The following is an 18,405-nucleotide window of genomic DNA, read 5'->3' on the forward strand; positions in this document are numbered from 1 at the left end:
TTGCATTGCCTAAGGCTAGAGGGGGCGGCTCGCTTGCTGGTGGCCAGGGGCAGCCCTTCGCGTCACGAGACCTAGACCAATTTCTGGCGCTCCATTCCAGGTAGGCTTGCGTCGGGCTGTGGCCGGGTATCATCAGGTCATGGGAACTTGTGATTGGGTTGCGCTTTCGGTGTGAAGGCAAGGACCTGTGCGCATGAGGCGTTGGGATGAGACGTCTTGTGTGTTTGCTCCGGCGGTAAGAGCTTGGGCTCGCTTTCTCGGAGTTCTTCAAGGGCTATGAGCCTGGCGGCGTGCAAAGCCGATGAGGTTGCGCTCAGCCCCGCCTCTCGCGAGGCAGCGATCAAATCGGTGATGACATGGACTATCCAGTAAGGAGGGACATTGGGCATCGCGCAGTTCCAATACCTGATTGTTGGATATCCAGCATCTTACAGGTTTATTTTTGCGCGGAGTTGATCTGGGTCAACCTACTCAAGCTGATCTTTGGGTGGGTCCTATAGAAATGCTGAGCTGGCGAAGCGGGCTGGCATGGCATGGGTGGCATTGTAAAGCTGAGGGCTTTCATAGGCCCAAGCCTCGGATTCCAGCATCGTGGAGGTTTGGAGTTGCCGGCACCCGGGGCATCGCCACTGAAGGCTTACCACGGATGATTGTGCAGATGTCGGATATGCGGCCTCATACTCTCGGCGAAGTCTCAGATGTTCTTTGGGATCCAACTCTTCCCAGATCCCGCATTCTGCATTCTCGCATTGAAGGCGCATTGATCGGCCCCTCGCTCTTGTGATTGATCGTGCTTAATAGAAGAGCAGAGTTTCGTTAAAGTTGTATTGAGATCGCAGCAGGTTCAGACCGACTGCGTCGTGAGGATCCTGCAAGGCGCACCTCCGCATGGGCCACGTCTTCACGGCCACTTTCCTTTTGTTTCCTGCGTTTGCCGCGGGTGCGGATTGGTGGGAACAGCGAAGACTCGTCGAGAAAGTCTTCGCTGGAGGGCAGGTGCTGCCTCCCTCGAACGTCTGGCGGGTTCAGTGTCCGGATTTCTTGCCATGCTAACTTGGCCAGGCTCCGGCAGAACGGATGGACGCTGTCATGAGCTCGCAACGTCTCTTCAAGGCAGCGCAACGCCGGCGTGAAGAGGCGCGCTAGCCGTAGCGTCCTCACTGAGGTGATGACACTCACGCCACGGTCCTCGAGCAACGGCCGGCGATAGCCGTCATACTTCGACGGGAGCGAGAACGTGGTCTCATAGGCCGTCCCATCGAAGGTTGTCGCTGCCTCTCCGGGGACCTGCAGGTGTTCAGGCGAGATCCGGCGACCGGCAAGGTTGGCGTTCATCAGAAGCCTGCGGCCGCTGGTCGCGGTGATGGTTTTATCTGACCGGAGCACGCGTTTTTATATATTTCAGAGTCACCATAATCAGATTGGAGCTTCAGGTCTGAGGATTGGGCTATAAGTTGACATGACAATTTATGGCGTTCTGGAGATCGAGAATCGCTCCTCTGATTTATAACACGAATATTTCACACATGAATTTATCGGACTGCCCTGCCTTAAAACATCAGAATCATTGACCTTTATGTTGCTTTGGCAATTAATTTGTTTCGCCAAGACTGTTTCTTTCCCGGCGCAAACTCACGAAATAGAGCGGCCCCGGCCTTAAAATAGACGCTCTTGATGCGGCTTCGCGCCGACATCTGGCTGGATCGTTAAGGATGCAAAGGGGGCGATAGGCTTCTCGCTGTGTTCTCCCCCTGAGGAACCACAACTTTCCCAAGGGAGATCTGCATCTATGAGCGTTTCAACAAGCACCACTGGCAGCGTGTATGCCTACGATGGCAGCTTAGTCGACCTTTATGCGGGAGGGCTGGTTGGCTCCAGCCTCATCAATACCTTTTTCGGAGCTCTTGATGCGACGTTTGCCGACAACAACGGGCAGTTGACGGCAGACGATCTTGGCTCGGCTTCCGTGTCACTGGATGGCGCGGCAGCGACGGACATGACCTATCTTGGAAGTGGTACGATCTCCACGATTTCCCTTCTGGGCATCACCGTGGACTCTCGTGAAGTCATGGCCTTTGAGACGCAAGGCCAACTCTACCTGTATCTGCCAGAGGGGCTGCCGCTCTTGAGCAGCGTCTCCGTGTCATTCAACATAGATCCGAGCGCGCCCTATGATCTTGGCGGTTCTTCCAATGGAGAGGTCGACGGGCTCGACAGCGGAGAGCTTATGGATTTCGGATACACCGATCTCCAAAGCGATCAGATCGATGATAGCGGGAATGTAATTTACGCAAATGCTGGTGCTGATACGGTTTATGCCGGCTTGGGTGATGATACCATTGATGGTGGTTCTGGTGATGACAAAATCGCCGGGGGAGGGGGCGCAGATCTCGTTCAAGGGGGGGCCGGAGACGACACGCTTTATGGCGATGGTGTTTTTGGCGACCTTGGCGGACAGCTTCCTGGTGATACGCCTGAGGTCGGCTATGGCAATGACACCCTTGTTCTTGATCAGGGCAACGATACTGCCTACGGCGGATCCGGGGATGATGTCTTCAGGGTGTATGACGGCTTTGGGTCAAACCTGATCGTTGGTGGTGAGACAGGGGAGACCTTGGGCGATACCATCGATGCCGGAGCACTCACCTCTGGCATGACGGTGACCTACTCCGGGCAGGAGGCGGGCAGTATTTCGGACGGCATCTCGACGACGTCTTTTTCCGAAATTGAGGCATTGCAGCTCGGGTCTGGTGATGATCACGTCGAGGTCGTTAGTACGACTGGGTTTATCAGCGGTTCCAGTGGGTTTGATACGCTGGTCTTGCCGGATCCTGCGCCGGGCGACCCTGATCCTGTCGTTACCATCACGAGCACGATCGATAACGGCGATGGGACGTCCACATATTCCGGCTATGTTGTGTTCGCCGATGGCGCTCGTCTGGACTTCGAGAATTTCGAGGAGATCATCTGCTTTACTCCCGGCACAAGGATTGACACCCGGCGCGGGCAGGTGGCTGTCGAAGACTTGGTTGCGGGTGATGAGGTTCTGACGCGTGACCACGGATATCAGCCGCTGGTTTGGGTTGGGCGGCGTGATCTCACCGCAGGGGAGATCGGTGCTTGTCCTGCGGCCGCGCCGATCTGTATCGCCGCTGGCGCGCTGGGGGAAAACTCGCCGCAAAGAGATTTACGCGTATCTCCGCGGCACCGAATTCTGTTGAGCGGTGCCCGTGCGGAACTGCTCTTTGGCGAGCCGGAGGTGCTCGTTTGTGCCGCTGACCTTTTGGGTATCCCAGGGGTTACACAAGATGCGCCGGGACCCGTCAGCTATATTCATGTCATGTGCGAAGCCCACGAGATCATTTGTTCTGAGGGTGCTTGGAGTGAGAGCTTCCAGCCTGCCGAGGGTGTGTTGAGTGCTTTGGATGCTGCAAGCAGAGCGTCTCTTCTGCAGGCATTTCCCGCTCTGGCGACGAATGTTGGCTTGGCAAGATTCGAGGCTGTTCGACCTGTCCTGACCTCTGCTGAGGCGGGCCTGCTGATTGCTGCCTGACCTTTTTGTCGCGCGTTCGACTTCGCTTGAGCGCGCGGCCATGGGTGCCTTTCAGGGGGAGTGCCTCCCCCCTGGGACGGGAAAGCCAGCCCCGCCCCGCTCGCCATCACAGAGGGCCGTAGGGGCGGGGCTGGCAGACGCGGATGAACGAGGCACTGCTGCAGGCTGCGGGACTGTGATGATCAAATCTGTCGTGTGTTTTTCGGCCTAATGTCGTGTTAAAGTCGTCATGCTGTCTGGTAAAATTCTGAGAGGATTAGATATCGCGCGAAGTGTCACGCAACACCCGCCCCCCGCTGGAACTCGCAGTCACTCCACAGGACATCAAGGGCGCGCACCAGTTTGCGAACCTCGAATTCGCCGTGCAGGGGACTTGGCGTGAACCGCAACCGCTCAGTGCCCCGCGGGACAGTCGGGAAGTTGATAGGTTGAGAATAGATGCCGAACTCATTGATCAGTCTTCTGGAGAGCATCTTGCAATGGACGGGATCCCCAACAATGACGGGGATGATGTGGCTGCCGTGGTCGACAAGCGGCACCCCGATATCGAGCAGCATGCGCTTGAGATTTTTTGCGTTCGCCTGATGACATGCCCGCAATTTGTCCCCCTCGTCCCCTGCGAGAATTTCTATGGCCTTAAGCGCACCTGCCGCAACAACAGGGGGAAGGGACGTTGTGAATATGAAGCCCGGCGCATAGGAGCGGATTGCATCGACGATCTCAGCCGACGCGGCAATATAGCCACCAAAGACGCCGAAAGCCTTGCCCAAGGTTCCATTGAAGATGTCGATCTGTTCCGCCAGGCCATCGCGCGCGGCAACGCCGGCGCCACGCGGGCCATACATGCCAACAGCGTGAACTTCATCGAGGTATGTCAGCGCATCGTATTTACGTGCCAAGACGCAGATCGCCCCGATCGGAGCGAAATCCCCATCCATTGAGTAGATGGACTCAAAGGCGATCAGTTTTGGTGCTGAGGGGTCATCCGCGGCCAGAAGAGCCTCAAGATGCTCGATATCATTATGCCGAAAAACCCGTGTTGGTCCTGGGTGGCGCCGAATCCCCGCGATCATCGAGGCGTGGTTGAGCTCATCAGAGTAGATGATCAGACCCGGGATCAGCTGGCGCAGCGTCGAAAGCGCGGCATCATTGGCGACATAGGCGGAAGAGAACACAAGGGCGCCCTGTGTCTGGTGCAAACCTGCCAAGCCGGCTTCCAGGGCCGTGTGGTAACGGGTGGTGCCGGAAATGTTCCGTGTGCCGCCCGAGCCTGCCCCGCAAGCATCGAGGGCCTCTTTCATGCTGGAAAGCACTTCCGGATGCTGTGCCATGCCCAGATAGTCGTTGCCACACCACACGGCGATCTTGGGGCGATCACCCGTCGACGCCGATCGCCATGCCTGAGGGAAAGCGCCCTTGATGCGTTCGATGGCTTCGAACTCACGGTAGCGGCCTTCCTCGTGCAGTCGGTCGAGCGCGTCAACGAAGAATGATTGATAGCGGTCGGTCGACATCGGCATGGAGTTCTCACCTGGCTTGCGTGCATCGATCCTATCTCGGGGCCGAGTTGATACATCCGCCTAAGGTCTGGGAAAGCCTCCGACTTCAGTCGCGGAGGTTTTGAGCCGAGGCCCGCTCCTGGGTAGGCCGTGTGGTCATCCCGACGGGCTGTAGGGCCAGAGCGTGTGCCTCCGGTGCCGTGCCACACAAAATCCCTGAATCTTCACGGCTGAGCTGCAATCCGACCATAGTCCGGCCTGAGTTTCCTGGCTTTTTAGTAAAAGGCGAGAAACTTGGAGGCTCTCATGCAACTTCAGTGTCCTGATTTCGAATGTGGTGCGGTACGTGAATTCAGCAAGATTGAGCTCGAACTCTACCTGGACGATGCTGACTGGAGCGCTGCCCGAGGCTCTGTGATCGCTATTGATTGGCGCTGCCCGGCCTGCGGCGGTTTCCATTCCTCCAGCGTGCTTCAGCACGAGATCTACACCCCGAGCATGGCGTATCCGCACCACGGAAACCGCCCGGCCGCTCTGTCGTTCCTCGATCTCATCGCCGCATGAGCAACATGGCCAAAGGAGAGGGCGCCGATCGGCTCCCTCGCTGGCCGCGTTAAAGAGATCTCTGCCAGCGGTGTGATCTGCCCCGCCTCCTGTGCGTCCCTCACTCAAGAGAAGGGCTTGCCGATTGGGTTTGGGCATCAAGGGCGCCCGCTGGCCTGTCGCTCTTTCACCCGTTCGGAGCAAGCGCGTCCTGATCCATGGCCGTATCAAGGTGACGCTGCTTCCTTGCCATCTACCACGATTGCTGCTCGTGCCCATGCGGGCATGGCGTAGCAGGACGTGACCAGAGAAATGGAACCGTCTCACTCCTACATCGCCAAGCTGGCAGGTGGAGCGGTCAGTCTGCGGACGCATTCTTTACCGCGACCGAGGCCGATATCCGCCACGGGGGCGGGAAGGCCTATTACAGCGGCAGCACTGATCATGTGCAGATGTCTGTCTTTGAGAGTTTTGTTTCTCCCGAGGCCGACTATGCAATCCTTGCCCATGAGCTGACCCGCTGGACCAAGCACAAGAGGCGTCTGGATCGGGATTTTGAGCGCAAGGCATGGGGCGATGAAGTTGAAGAGGTCACCGCGTAATGCGGCGGCTTCGCCTTATGGGAGGCGGTGCCCCTGCGAGGGCAGAAACGGAGCCGAGGTGGTCTCGGCGATGTTCTTCAGATGCAGATTGCGATATCGACACCTTATTTCGATACTCAATTCTGCATCATATCTTGAAATCTCTGTTTGGGATCGATGTTCTTTTCTGTATCGATGATCGCATTGCATGCAGAAAGGAACATCAAGATGACCTACGCAGCGCAAGCCATCGCAGAGAGACTTCAGGCCGCCAGGCAAGCCAAGGGCTTGAGTCAGCGTGATCTGAGCGCGCTGGCAGGTGTGCCGCAAGCGCAGATTTCCCGCATCGAAGCGGGAGCTGTTGATCTGCGCCTCTCCAGCCTTGTCGCCCTAGCCAATGCGCTTGATCTGGAGCTTGCGCTTGTCCCGCGCAAGGCGGTGCCAGCCGTCCGGTCGCTAAGCAGACAGATCACCGCAAGCCAGCACAGTGGAGCGATCGCGGCGCAGCGCGAGATGGAGCGCATAAACGACGTGATCCGCAACTTGCAAATTTCTATGCCGAAATTTGAGGGCGTTGACCAAATTCGGAAGTCGTTCGCTGACTTGCAGCGGCTCAAGTTGCCTGTATTGGAGCCCGAAGGGCTACGAGAATTGCGCCATGCAATGGAAGAAATGACCCGACCTGCGAAGCAGCTCGCAGCAATGAACAAGAGCATCAGCCTTATGCGCACCATCCGCAACAAGGCAGCGCACGCACCGATGCCCGATACGGCCGACGCGCCGCCTCGTCCTGCCTACTCACTGGACGAGGAGGATGACGATGCCTGATGTCACTGTCCTCACTGTCAAGCTTTACGGCGAACCGATCGGCACGCTCACCCATGTTGGCGGAGAGAAGTCCGTCTTTGCCTTTTCTGACACCTACATTGACAACGCCGATCGCCCGACACTCGGGCTAGGCTTCAAGGATCAATACGGCGACCTGATCACCGACTTCAGGCCGATTAAGCTGAAGCTGTCGCCGTTCTTCTCGAACCTCCTGCCAGAGGGGCATTTGCGCCGCTACCTTGCTGGGTTGGCAGGTATCCACAAACAACGCGAATTCTTCCTGATATGGGCCTTGGGGCGTGACCTTCCAGGTGCCGTGACTGTCGAACCATCCGACGGCGAGGCATGGCCTTCCGTGGCTGATCTAGGCGAAGCGGAAGAAGAGAAACTGCAAGAGAACATGCTGCGCTTCTCGCTCGCGGGCGTGCAGCTGAAATTCTCCGCCATCACCAACGCTTCCGGCGGTCTGACCATCCCAGCGAGCGGCGTAGGGGGCGGATGGATCGTCAAGCTGCCCTCGTATGAATATCGCGGTGTCCCCGAAAACGAATTCTCGATGATGACGCTGGCACGCACGGTCGGGATCGATGTGCCTGCCATTGATCTCGTCGATGTCGGAGCCATCGGAAACCTGCCCGCAGGCATCGACCGGCTGGGTGACAAGGCCTTTATTGTCGAGCGCTTTGACCGTCGCGACGACGGGACTTCTGTCCATATCGAGGACTTCGCTCAGGTCTACGGCGTCTACGCCGACGACAAGTACAAGAAGGCGAGTTTTCGCAACATCGCCTCGGTCATCGCGACCGAATCCGATCATGCCGATGTCGCCGAGTTCATCCGACGTCTGACATTCAACACCCTCATTGGTAACGGCGATATGCACCTGAAGAACTGGTCTTTGATCTACCCCGATCAAAGACAGGCAAAGCTGTCGCCCGCCTATGATTTCGTGTCGACTATCCCCTATATCCCTGGCGATCAGTCGGCGTTGAATTTCAGTCGCACGCGTCGCTTCGATGAATTCACCGAGGACGAGCTTTTGCACCTTGCCAGCAAAGCCGCCTTGCCTCGTAAGCTGGTGATCGACACCGCGCGTGAGACGGTTGAGCTGTTCATGCAGCGTTGGGCGTCCGAGAAGACACATCTGCCCATGGGGGCGGGTGTGATCGACGCGATCGACCGGCATCTGGAAACCCTGCCGATCGCCGGCGATGCCAAAGTGTGAGAGGGTCAGGCTAATGAAATGTCTTACCGATGCAAAAGTCCAGTCGCTTGCCGAGTGTGAGTCGGGGCAGTTGGTGCGTAGCATTGACCGATGCGAGTTAGGTGTGTCACCTGAAATGGACAGCTTGATCCGCGAGCGTGCGGGGGTTCATCGCGAAACTCTTATCAAGTTGGTGAAGCGGTGACAGAACCACGTTGGATGGCGCGCGAAGTGGTTGAGGCTATCCAACACTGGTCATTGACATCGGGGGTGGCTCGCATGGGCTGCGCGATGTTGGCCTGTTGGAATCCGCGTTAGGTCGAGGCCAAAAGCGGTACGCTTACGCCGAGCAGCACGTGTAGGAAGAATGGGGGCGAGATCTGTCCCGCGAGCACGACGTTTTGGGTAATAAATGCAAATAATCCAGTGCGTTACAGCACGGTGCGGGCTCTTTGTGGATGGGTCACATTTTATATCAGCCGTGCTTCTCGGGCAAGTTTTGCCAGAGGGTCTTTCCGGCTTCTTCTCAGCGGCTTTGAGATCGAGTCCATTGCAGGCACGGCAAAGAATGCCAGGATTGTTGCAGTAGAGATACCGGCAATCACGGTTATGGCGAGCGGTGCTCTGAATATGGATCCCTCTGACCCTTCCAGGACGGCGGGCACCATTCCTGCAATCATGGCCAAGCTCGTCATGAGGATGGGGCGAGATCTTTCAAGACATGCTTTGATCATGGCATCTCTCGAGGAGCTGCCCAGCTGCTCGTTTCGCTGAGCGGCATCAAGAATAAGGATCGCATTCTTGGCGACGATGCCGAGGCAAAGCATGACGCCGAGGTAGACAGGCAGCGAGAGCGGCAAGCCTGTCAAGGCCAGGCCTGCGAAGGCTCCGATGAGTGCGAGGGGGAGCGTGAGAATAATAATGAGGGTTCGGGTTACGGACCTGAAGAGCGCGAACAAGGTTGCACCGAGCACGAGCATCGAGAGGAGCATGGCATTGGCGAGAGCGGCAACCATGCTGGCGCGTTGCTCTTCGTTGCCGGAAGGTGTGATCGAGAGCATGGGGTGACGAGCGGATGTTTCTGGCGCTGCCAAGCTGCGGTGGGCGGCCTGCATTGCCTGGCTCGGGGTAATCCCTGGGGCCGGTTCTATCCAGATGGGGAGTGTCGCTTGGCCGTTCCGACGTTCTATCGCAAGCGGTTCAAGAACGATTTCGGGGCGGATCAGGGTGCTGAGGGGCAGAATGGCGCCGCTAGGGGTCTGGAGCGTAACCGTTGCCAAGGGATCTTCCAGATCTCCTGATACAGAAAACTCGATGGGTAGGATGCGCCCATCTGCGAGGGTAATGTCGGGCAGTGGCGTACTTGCCTGCCTGGGATCGGTAAGCGCGATGGCGTTGGCTATTGCATTGGCATCAAGACCGAGGGCTGTGATCGCACTGGGATCTTGCAGGAAGCGGAGGGCGGGGCGAAGGTTTCCTCCCAGAGCATGAGCCTGGGCTATTTCGGGCGAGGCGACGAGGGTTTCGAGGGCAAGGGGCAGCGCGCCGTAGGGCGACGAGAGGCTTCCTGTCTCGAAGAGGTGTAGCGCAAGCCGTGGCTGGCCTGTTTCGGTGAGGCGCAAGACGAGCGCGTCGGTTTGACTGCGAACCCGTCCATCTATGTCCGCGCGCTCCTGCTCTGTGGCTTGAGGCGATAGGCTAATCTGCAGGATGCCGGCATGGCTTCCTTCATTGGGTAGGCCGGCTTCGGTGCGTAAAGAAAGAACACCGGCCAAGCCCCACACACGACCGGCCAGCGCGTTGAGGGCCGCGTCGGTCTCGGGAAGGGGCGTGTCCGAGGCATGCACGATGAGATAGGCCATGCGCTCGCCGGGGGCTTCAGGGATGAACGTTCCCGGTCGTTCAAAGACCGCGATCGATGTGGGCAGGGTGATGCCGATCAGGAGTAGGCTGATGGCAATCGGGTGCTCTACGCAGATTTGGAACAGGCGAGCGAGACCGTTGTTGGCCTCTGTCGGAGCCCCTTTGAGCCCCTTTGCGTGATTTTGTCTGGTCTTTAGCACCTGCGCTGCGAGGGGGGGGATGACCAGCCGCGCGACAGCGAGCGATACAAGCGATGCGATGGAGATCGTGAGGCCAAAATCCATGAAGTATCGGCCAGCGAGCCCCGGCATGAACGCGACGGGCAGGAACACGGCGATCACTGCGAACGTGGTCGCCGCGACCGCGCGGCTGATCGCCCTGGCGCCGGTTCGGGCGGCCTTCTTGGGCTCCATTCCCTTGTCGAGGCGCTGCTGAATATTCTCGACTTCAACAATGGCGTCATCCACGAGCAGTCCGGCGGCAAGCGTTAACCCGAGAAGGCTGATGAGATTGAGGGAGAGGCCGAAGGCATCCATCAGTGCGAGCGTCGGCAGGATTGATAGCGGTAGCGCGAGCGCCGCGACGAATGTTGCACGCAGGGATCGTAGAGCGACAGCGACAACGAGAATGACCAAGGCGCAGCCTTCGAGCAATGTACGCCAGGTGGCTTCAAGGCTTTCTGCAACGATGGCGGCGCCATCGTCGACGACTGTCAGGTGTGTCCCGGGGGTGAGCGCGCGCAGTCGTGCAAGTTCGTCATCGACCTGAAGGGCGGTGCTGGGTACGTCGACGTGGGGCTGGGGCAGAATGGTCAGGAGTATTGCGGGGGCGCCATTGTAGCGGACGATCGTCTCTGGGGGAGTGTCCATGAGGCGCATATGGGCGACCTCACTCAGGGCGATGCGGCTGCCGTCGGCCAAAGAGATCGGGTGCGCTGCGAGCTCGTCGGGAAGAAGGGCCCGGAGCGACAGGCTTGGGTTTTGCTCTGCGGGGGCGGTTGTTCGTTCCTCGAGGATTGCGGGGAGTCGCTGATGGAGGTCTGAGGGGGTTAGGCCGACGCCGGCCAAGCGGAGAGCGTCTGCCTCAATCAGCAGTTTGGGGAGCCATGCTCCGGTTACTGCGACGTGCCGAATGCCGGAGATTTGGGTCAGCGCGGGCTGCCATTCCTCGACAACCTGGCGGCCTATGGTGCCAAGCGGGAGGCTATCGTTTGTCACGGCTATTGTGCGCAAAGGGCTGGCGCGTCCTGCGCGGGTGGTGATGGTGTGGGCGGTGATCGCGCCATCTGTACTGGCGCGCAGGCGCTGCAGCCGATCTTCGATTTCAGGCTGAAGACGTTGAAGGGCTGCGGGATCTCCCAGCTCCAGGGTGATGCGTGTCGTGCCGGAGGTTGCTGAGGTCGTGATGCCGAGAAGCCCTTCCGTGCCTCTCAGGATGGCCTCTGCGGGACCTAGAATGCGTGTTTGGATTTCTGTCGCACTGAGGCCGGGCGTGGAGAGCTCGATATCGATGCGATCCAAGCCGAGCTGTGGCAAATGGGTCTGCGGGAGGCGCAATGCGGCTGCCACCCCCAGTACGGCCATCAAGGCGATGATCAGAAACGGCCAGAACGGGTTCTTGATGGCCCAGGTCGAGGGCGTCATGGCATCCGCCGTTGCGTCAGAATGGCAGGCACGACGGTCCTGTCGCCTGGACGAAGCGCCCCTTGGGCGTTCATCACGATCACATCCCCATCGTGCAATCCGGCGCGGATCTCAACGAGGTCGTTCTGAAGGGGAGTGCCAAGAGTGACGGGCTGCGAGTGAAGCCTCCCTTGCTCGATGCGCAGGACACCAAAGCCGTTATCCAGCGGCAAAAGAGAGATCAGGGGTACGGCGATACCGTTACGGCGGTCCGTTGCAAATTCCACGCGGACGGGAAGTCCTGGAGGAGGGGTGACACCATTTGGTAGCTCCAGGCGGATCTGGCTGATCCCGTTGGAGCTTCCGGCAGGAACCGCTGACAGGGTCGTCGATATGCGTTCGCCACCGGGAAGGATGACAATTGCGCCATCCCCGATGCGGAGGTCGGCGAGGCGTGCTACCGGGACATCGACGACGACTTCGCTTCTGTGATCGGCCGCTATGGTTACGAGGGACGCTTGGGGCGTTGGTTCGGCCCCCGGCTGTGTGCCGACGGCCAGAATAATCCCTCCAGTGTGAGCTCGCAGCTCCAGAGCGTCCAGATCAAGGCGAGCTTGATCTCGTGAGAGGGTTGCCAAGGCGAGGTCAGCTGCGCGTTGAGCGGCAGATCCTTGGACTTGGGCCCTTTCGGTCATGACACGTAGCAGATCCGCCCGTGTGGCCTCGATCTGGGTCTCAGCAATGACACCTTGACCTTCTAGCCGATCAAAGCGCGCGACGGCTGCGGCTTGGATCTCTTCACGACGGATCAGGAGCTCCAGAGTTTCCCTGGCGGCTTCATCCTGTGCCCTGGCCGCATTCACGCGTGTTTCGGCCTCTTGCAACGCCAAAACGGCACGATGTGTCTCGAGTTGCACGAGAACTTGGCCCGCTACGACGCGGTCTCCTGGGCGGACCAGAACCTCCGTAACCTGCGTCCCGGAGAGAGGTGCGCTCAACACCCAGACACTTGGGGCTACGACGTGGCCATAGGCGTTCAGGGCATCCGACAGGACCGTCTGCTCGACAGCATAGACTGGCGCCTCTGTCGGCATTGGCTGGAACTGTACAGGGGCGGCTTCGGCAAAGGCCCGCCCGCCCAACAGAGCTGCTAGAGCTGCTAAATGAAAGGCTCTCATTGTGCCAAGTTTCTACAATCTGACCGTGTGTCGCGTCTTTTGATTGGCGCGTGATGGGGCGTGTCTTGGTGGTGATTGGCGGTGATTCCACAGCCAGAGGTTTCGTTGCAAAGTAAATGATTCAATTGTTCCAGGTAACCGACCAAGGTCCGAGGAATGCCTCAGTCAAAGGTGTTTGCGTCGCATTTGGCGCGATGGCGCAGGGAGAGCCGTCTCAGCGCGCGAGAGGACATTCCGAGATAGATACTCGGTATGGTTGCGTGTCTTCGTGAGTGGACGCACTGCCTTCAATTCAAAAATATAATGATTGAGGTGTGAAGTTTGCCTGTCGTGACAGCAACGGCAGGGATCGTCGCTGCAAAAAGAACATCCAAGATACATATTATTTTTGTCATATGTCTGGGGGCTCTTGGATCTTTTCGTTAGGTCAGGAGTTGCAATATAGTGACAATTCATTGTATCGGAGCTTATAGCGCAAAATGGGGGTGCTAAAATGAGCAAGAAAGATCTTGAGACGCTTTCCTTGGACGAGCTGAAGAAGCTTCAGAAGGACGTGGCGAAGGCAATTGGAAGCTACGAGGATCGTCAGAAACTCGAGGCGCGTGCCAAGGTAGAGGCGATGGCGAAAGAGATGGGCTTCTCTCTCACGCAGCTGGTTGGACCGGATGGTAAAAAGAATCGTCCGGCTGTGCCGCCGAAGTATGAGCACCCAGAGAACCCGGAGATTACGTGGTCAGGCCGTGGGCGTCGCCCGCAATGGTTCATCGACGCCATTGCCTCTGGGAAGACAGAGGATGATCTCGCTGTAAAGGGCGCCTGACGGTGTTGATTGGTGGATTTATCAACTCATCTGTCTTTGAGTTGATCGCTGTACAATAAAAGGGGGCGTTTTGTTGAGTGAAACAACACGACGCCCCAATTTTTTTGCGTCGATTTTTTTGGCTGTCAAACCTATCCGGTTCCTAAGAATGGCGTTGCGGAGAATTGCCTTGAGCCGTGATAGTATTTGCCCTCTCTGGTTCAAGCCAGGCGAGGGTTCGCGGTGGTGACGGACCTCGCATATAAGGGGGCCGGTGCAGGGGGACATGCAGGCATCAGCCGATTTGCGCAACAGCGCACCTTCAGGGTCGCTTGATCAACAGACAAGCTTCATGGAGCCCCAAAATGGCCTTGGGAATAGAGGCGACGCACTCCATTCTCAACGTCAGCGTGGGCGTCTTCTGGCATTGCTCATGTCTTTGACGCGCCGTCGATGACGCGCAAGGCAGGCAGCGATTTTAGGTGCCCTTCTTCCGGGGGCCACATCAGGTCGTGGATTGTCGTGTCTTGCGGACGATAATCGAGCGGGGCTTCGTTGAGGATCTGCTGGATGCGGCCAAGGTCAAAATCCTTGCAGGCCTGCATCATGTGGTCCAGAAGCACGCGCATTTCGGCGGGTGAGAGGGCTGTTTCGGAGGCCGTCATGATCCGGGGATGTTCGGTTCCGCAGGGATTATTGCCGATCAGAAGCTCTTCGAAGAGTTTCTCTCCTTTGCCAAGTCCCGTGATCCGTATGGCGATGTCGCCGCTTTCTGTTTCGGATGTGCCCGCTTCATCGACGATGTAAGGGGTTAGCCCATGAAGGCGGATCATCGATTGTGCGAGGTCGAGGATGCGTACGGGTTGTCCCATGTCCAAAACGAACACATCGCCGCCTTTCGCCATTGCGCCGGCTTGAATCACAAGCTGGGCGGCCTCTGGAATCGTCATGAAGAAGCGGTTCACTTGGCGATGTGTGACGGTCACAGGGCCGCCGCGCTCAATTTGTTCGCGGAATCTGGGGATGACAGACCCTGAGGATCCCAAGACATTCCCAAAGCGGACCATGCAGAAGACGGTGGAGTGCTCCTGATCGAGCGCTTGGCAGGTCAGTTCTGCGATCCGTTTTGTTGCTCCCATGATATTGCTTGGTCGAACGGTTTTGTCTGTCGAGACCAGGATGAAGGTTTCAACTTTGGCTTCCGCCGCGGCTTCGGCGATGACCTTGGTGCCGAAGACGTTGTTATGGATCCCCTCGATGATGTTCTCTTCGACCAGCCCGACATGTTTGTAGGCAGCGGCATGAAAAACCGTATGCACGGAGAACTTGCGCAGGATGGCGCGCATGCGACCCGGGTTTTGAACGGATCCCAGGATCGGAATGATCCTGGGGCTACTTGTGCTCATCGTGTCACGCAGCTCGGTGTTGATCGCATAGAGTGCGTATTCCGAGTTATCGAGCAGGATGAGGGCTTTGGGTTTGAGGCGAACGATCTGACGGCAGAGTTCGGAGCCGATGGATCCTCCGGCCCCGGTGACGAGAACAACTTTCCCGGTGATTGTCCGCCGCATGAGGTTTGGGTTTGGGGGGACTGTGTCGCGCCCGAGGAGGTCTTCGGGAGTGACCGTGCGCAGCTCTGCGAATTTTGCGCGGCCAGCGACGACGTCATTCATGCTGACGATGGTTTTGACTTCAACGCCCAGGGTTTCGAGCTGGCTGACGATTTTGCGGCGCCGTGCACGGCTGATGCTGGGCATTGCCAGGAGCACTTCGCGGACGGCCCATTTCTTGATGAGGGCGCGAAGGTCTGAGGTCGGGTGAACGCGGACGCCGCTGACAGTGGACCCTTGAAGGGTCTGATCGTCGTCCACGAAAGCGGCCGGTTTGTATTCGATGCCTTGATGCAGGGCTGCGACGAGTTGTTGTCCTGCGTTTCCGGCGCCGTAGATGATGACGGGGGTGCGTTGGCTATTGCCGGGCAAGCGCAGGATGCGCCGCATGCCGAAGCGGAACCCTGTCAGGAGGATGAGGGAGACCATGCCGTGGATGATGGCGAGGGTCGCCGGCAGGCCGGAGGCCAGAAGGGCGTTCATGCCGGCCATGATGGCGCTTGTGGCAGCTATACCTGTGAGGATTTGAGGCATGGCTTGGCCGGTGATGTAGCGCAGGACGACCTGATACAGGCCGAGTCTTGAAAAGAGGATGGGGGTTGCCAGGCCAGGTGTCAGGACAACGGCGAGAACGCGATGGTTCGTCAGGAGAGAAAGAGGGATTGCCAGCAAACCGAGCGCGAGGAGACTTGCAAACAACGCCAACAAGCTGTCCATGCTCATGAGCATGAGCCGTTTGTGGGGGCGTGCGAGTGCCACGAGGTATTTGATGGTCGAGACCACCGTGGTCTCCTTTATGGCGACATTCCCACCGTCGGGATGGCGCAGCTAGGTTCTGGTCCATCAACGGGCTCGCGGCTGGAGACGGTCTCGGACTGTGGCAAGTGGTCTTCTTGATAGGGGGGGGCTTCGCTGGGGGCAAGCGCGCGGTTGTTAACGGGCGAAATAGTGCCGGAATTGCTACACTTGGACGGCTCCTCGCAGAGCTCTGCTGGCGGGCCAGTCGACCATAGCCGCGGCGCGGCGTGATCCTTGGCCGGATTGAGGCGGTGGCAGGCTCGGAGGGGTCGCTCGCGGCCTCATTTGCGGAGCGAGTAGCGCCGCGAAACCCACGCCGGGAGCAGCGGGCGCAGGTCTGTGGGGTCGCTCTCACGACCGACGCCTGCGATGATCTTGAGGAGCCGCCTGTCGTCGGCAGCCAGGAGTTTAGCGGGCCAGGCGTAGGGGGCATTGTCGACCAGGGCGCTGAACCCTGCCGACCAGTCGCGCAGATCTGGTGCCGAGAGGATTCCCAAGGTGGCTTTCAAGGTATCGCTGTCTTCGATCATCTCCTCGACGGTAGACGCGCGCTCGGTGATCGCTTCTATCACCCTGTGCAAACTCCCCTCTCCTTTGAACTCGATGCCTTGGATGAGCCTTCCCATCCAGTCTTCGGGGGTGGGTTCATAGGGCGATATGGTGAGGGCGACGAGATAGCCGTCCAGATAGGCGGCTGAGCGGCCCATTTGTTTGAGGGCATCGCCCAAGCGTAGAGCCATCGAATTTTGCGGTGCCTCTGGCGCGAACGTATCTTCCCAAGCCTCGAGTGTGGTTGCAGCGATCGCGTTCAGGATCGGGAGTTTTTTGAGAGGCTGTCCGTCCTGCATGGCTTGTGCTGCCGTGGCAAAGGGGAGCCAGAGGTCGTCTTGAGAGAATTTCAGGAGGCCGGCTGAGCTGGCGAAGATGCGTGACCACCACTCACGGCGCGTCTCGAGATGCTTCCAGATTGCCTTCTCGCGCCCGGCTGGGGTTCGCGCCCGTCCGATGGCAGTGCGTAGCGCGCCGGTATCCTCAAACCAGCTGTCAAGATGAGGGGCGCGCTGCATCCATTCTGCGCTTGTCTTGACTTGAACGCTGCCAGCCAGACTGGAGAGGATCTCTGGCGATGCGATGGCCGCGAGCATATCAGCGGTGAGGCTGGGTTCCGGGGCAACGGATCCTACGGGCAATAGGTCGAGGATATCGAGCAATCCGGGAGCGGGCAGCCGTCCCGAGGCGAGACCATCTCCCAGGGCCCATGCGAGGACCTGGGAGATCGCTTCGGGTGGGACGTCGCAAACATCGATATTGTCTGTGATCTGAGCGAAGAACTGCTTCTGCTCGGTGGCGCTTCGGCAGCTGATGACAAAGGCGTCTTTAACGCCATAGCCCTGTTTGAGCATGGTCATGCCAATGTGTCGCTGGCTTCCTGTCTGCGTGACGACGATCACACTTTGGGCGCCAACGCCATCGGGGAGGCTGATGGCTGTGCGGAGCAGTTTAATGTCGGCTTTTGTGTGGGCGACTGAGGTGTTGCGCATCTGACAACGAATGGTCGCATCGAGGACGGTGCGGGCTTCGGTGTCCGGAAGCCATTTGCGTAGGATTGGGAGAAGACGGGCGGCATCCTGGTGTAAAGTCTTTTGCTCTGCGCGCGACAGCAGCGCGGCCGCGGCGCCCAGGCGGATGTCGGGGCTTTGATCAAGCAGCCAATAGAGCCCAAGTCTGGCGCCAGCATCGCCTTCGCGTGCGACAATCATCGAGATGAAGATGGTCACCATCTCAGGGGGCAGGGCGGCGATCAACTCGGAAATGGCTGCGTGGGCTTGAAGGGGTGTGTCATACAGCTCGTCCAGAGCGGGAGTGAGCAAGTCATCCAGATCTGGCATCCAAGGCTCAAGAGGTGCTCGCATTGTGTGGGGGGCGAGCATGGCCCAAGGGGGGATAGACAAGCCTGCGCGAGCATAGGCGCTGGCAAGGCTCAGGCGTGCCGTTGGTGTCAGGGGTGTGTGCTGGTCATGCGTCGAAAGCGCCTCTGAAAGGCTATGCAGTAGGGCGGGGCCGTCGGGCAGGTCATTCTCGGTCGCAATGCGGGCCTCGTCGAGGATCGCAGAAAGCAGCGCGCGAGCCGCGTACGCTCGGGCCGCATCCGAGGGGTCGAGGATGGCAAAGGCCACGAGGATCGTATCCCTTGGATGGCTTAGGAGGGCTCGGCTTGCGGTGCGTATCAGCGTCGCAGGATTTCCGGCTGCTTGTTGAGCGGCAATGGCAGAAAGAAGATCCAGAACGGCGTCGGTCATAGAGCTTGATCTTGTGTGATGCGTGTC

The 18,405-nt window shown here is 58.7% G+C and carries 12 protein-coding genes; 6 read left to right on the forward strand and 6 right to left on the reverse strand.

Annotated features, from left to right (window positions below; genetic code table 11):
* Positions 1-816: 816 nt before the first annotated feature.
* Positions 817-1,335: a hypothetical protein gene (locus BCY78_RS25330; RefSeq protein WP_139103234.1), complete on the reverse strand. Its 519-nt coding sequence runs from the start codon at positions 1,333-1,335 to the stop codon at positions 817-819.
* A gap of 454 nt (positions 1,336-1,789) precedes the next feature.
* On the opposite strand from BCY78_RS25330, the gene BCY78_RS19555 reads away from it, so the two are divergent.
* Positions 1,790-3,553: a Hint domain-containing protein gene (locus BCY78_RS19555; protein ID WP_068305216.1), complete on the forward strand. Its 1,764-nt coding sequence runs from the start codon at positions 1,790-1,792 to the stop codon at positions 3,551-3,553.
* A 275-nt stretch (positions 3,554-3,828) separates the two neighbouring features.
* Here BCY78_RS19555 and hemA read toward each other — a convergent pair whose 3' ends face one another.
* On the reverse strand, positions 3,829-5,073 hold the full coding sequence (gene hemA / locus BCY78_RS19560) for a 5-aminolevulinate synthase (protein WP_083195173.1): 1,245 nt from the start codon (positions 5,071-5,073) through the stop codon (positions 3,829-3,831).
* Between the two features lie 285 nt (positions 5,074-5,358).
* Here hemA and BCY78_RS19565 point away from each other — a divergent pair, with 285 nt between their 5' ends.
* From BCY78_RS19565 to BCY78_RS19575, 4 genes are all read left to right on the forward strand, one after another.
* Positions 5,359-5,616, forward strand: coding sequence for a hypothetical protein (locus tag BCY78_RS19565; RefSeq protein ID WP_068305218.1), 258 nt, complete (start codon positions 5,359-5,361; stop codon positions 5,614-5,616).
* A 230-nt stretch (positions 5,617-5,846) separates the two neighbouring features.
* A complete protein-coding gene (locus BCY78_RS26215; RefSeq protein ID WP_158515964.1) occupies positions 5,847-6,197 on the forward strand; it encodes a zincin-like metallopeptidase domain-containing protein in 351 nt (116 codons plus the stop codon).
* Positions 6,198-6,353: 156 nt separating this feature from the next.
* Positions 6,354-7,004, forward strand: coding sequence for a helix-turn-helix domain-containing protein (locus tag BCY78_RS19570; protein ID WP_233499445.1), 651 nt, complete (start codon positions 6,354-6,356; stop codon positions 7,002-7,004).
* Entirely contained in the window at positions 6,997-8,229 is a 1,233-nt protein-coding gene (locus tag BCY78_RS19575) for a type II toxin-antitoxin system HipA family toxin (protein ID WP_068305221.1), read from the forward strand. The genes BCY78_RS19570 and BCY78_RS19575 overlap by 8 nt, the downstream gene beginning before the upstream one ends.
* 449 nt (positions 8,230-8,678) lie before the next feature.
* Here BCY78_RS19575 and BCY78_RS19580 read toward each other — a convergent pair whose 3' ends face one another.
* Together BCY78_RS19580 and BCY78_RS19585 are read right to left on the reverse strand one after the other, a co-directional pair.
* Positions 8,679-11,714 carry an efflux RND transporter permease subunit gene (locus BCY78_RS19580; protein ID WP_068305222.1) on the reverse strand — a complete coding sequence of 1,012 codons (3,036 nt, stop codon included), beginning with the start codon at positions 11,712-11,714 and terminating at the stop codon, positions 8,679-8,681.
* Positions 11,711-12,871 carry an efflux RND transporter periplasmic adaptor subunit gene (locus BCY78_RS19585; RefSeq protein WP_083195174.1) on the reverse strand — a complete coding sequence of 387 codons (1,161 nt, stop codon included), beginning with the start codon at positions 12,869-12,871 and terminating at the stop codon, positions 11,711-11,713. The genes BCY78_RS19580 and BCY78_RS19585 overlap by 4 nt, the downstream gene beginning before the upstream one ends.
* A 493-nt stretch (positions 12,872-13,364) precedes the next feature.
* Here BCY78_RS19585 and BCY78_RS19590 point away from each other — a divergent pair, with 493 nt between their 5' ends.
* Positions 13,365-13,691 (forward strand): H-NS family nucleoid-associated regulatory protein, encoded by a 327-nt coding sequence (locus BCY78_RS19590; RefSeq protein ID WP_068305226.1) that lies wholly within the window; start codon positions 13,365-13,367, stop codon positions 13,689-13,691.
* A 410-nt stretch (positions 13,692-14,101) separates the two neighbouring features.
* On the opposite strand, the gene BCY78_RS19595 is transcribed toward BCY78_RS19590, so the two are convergent.
* The gene (locus BCY78_RS19595) at positions 14,102-16,063 is read right to left on the reverse strand and encodes a nucleoside-diphosphate sugar epimerase/dehydratase (protein WP_233499446.1); all 1,962 of its coding nucleotides are present in this window, start codon (positions 16,061-16,063) and stop codon (positions 14,102-14,104) included.
* Positions 16,064-16,359: 296 nt separating this feature from the next.
* A complete protein-coding gene (locus tag BCY78_RS19600; protein WP_068305227.1) occupies positions 16,360-18,378 on the reverse strand; it encodes a UPF0149 family protein in 2,019 nt (672 codons plus the stop codon).
* Between the last annotated feature and the right edge of the window lie 27 nt (positions 18,379-18,405).

The organism is Pararhodobacter sp. CCB-MM2 (genome assembly GCF_001691415.1).
Classification (GTDB): domain Bacteria; phylum Pseudomonadota; class Alphaproteobacteria; order Rhodobacterales; family Rhodobacteraceae; genus Pararhodobacter.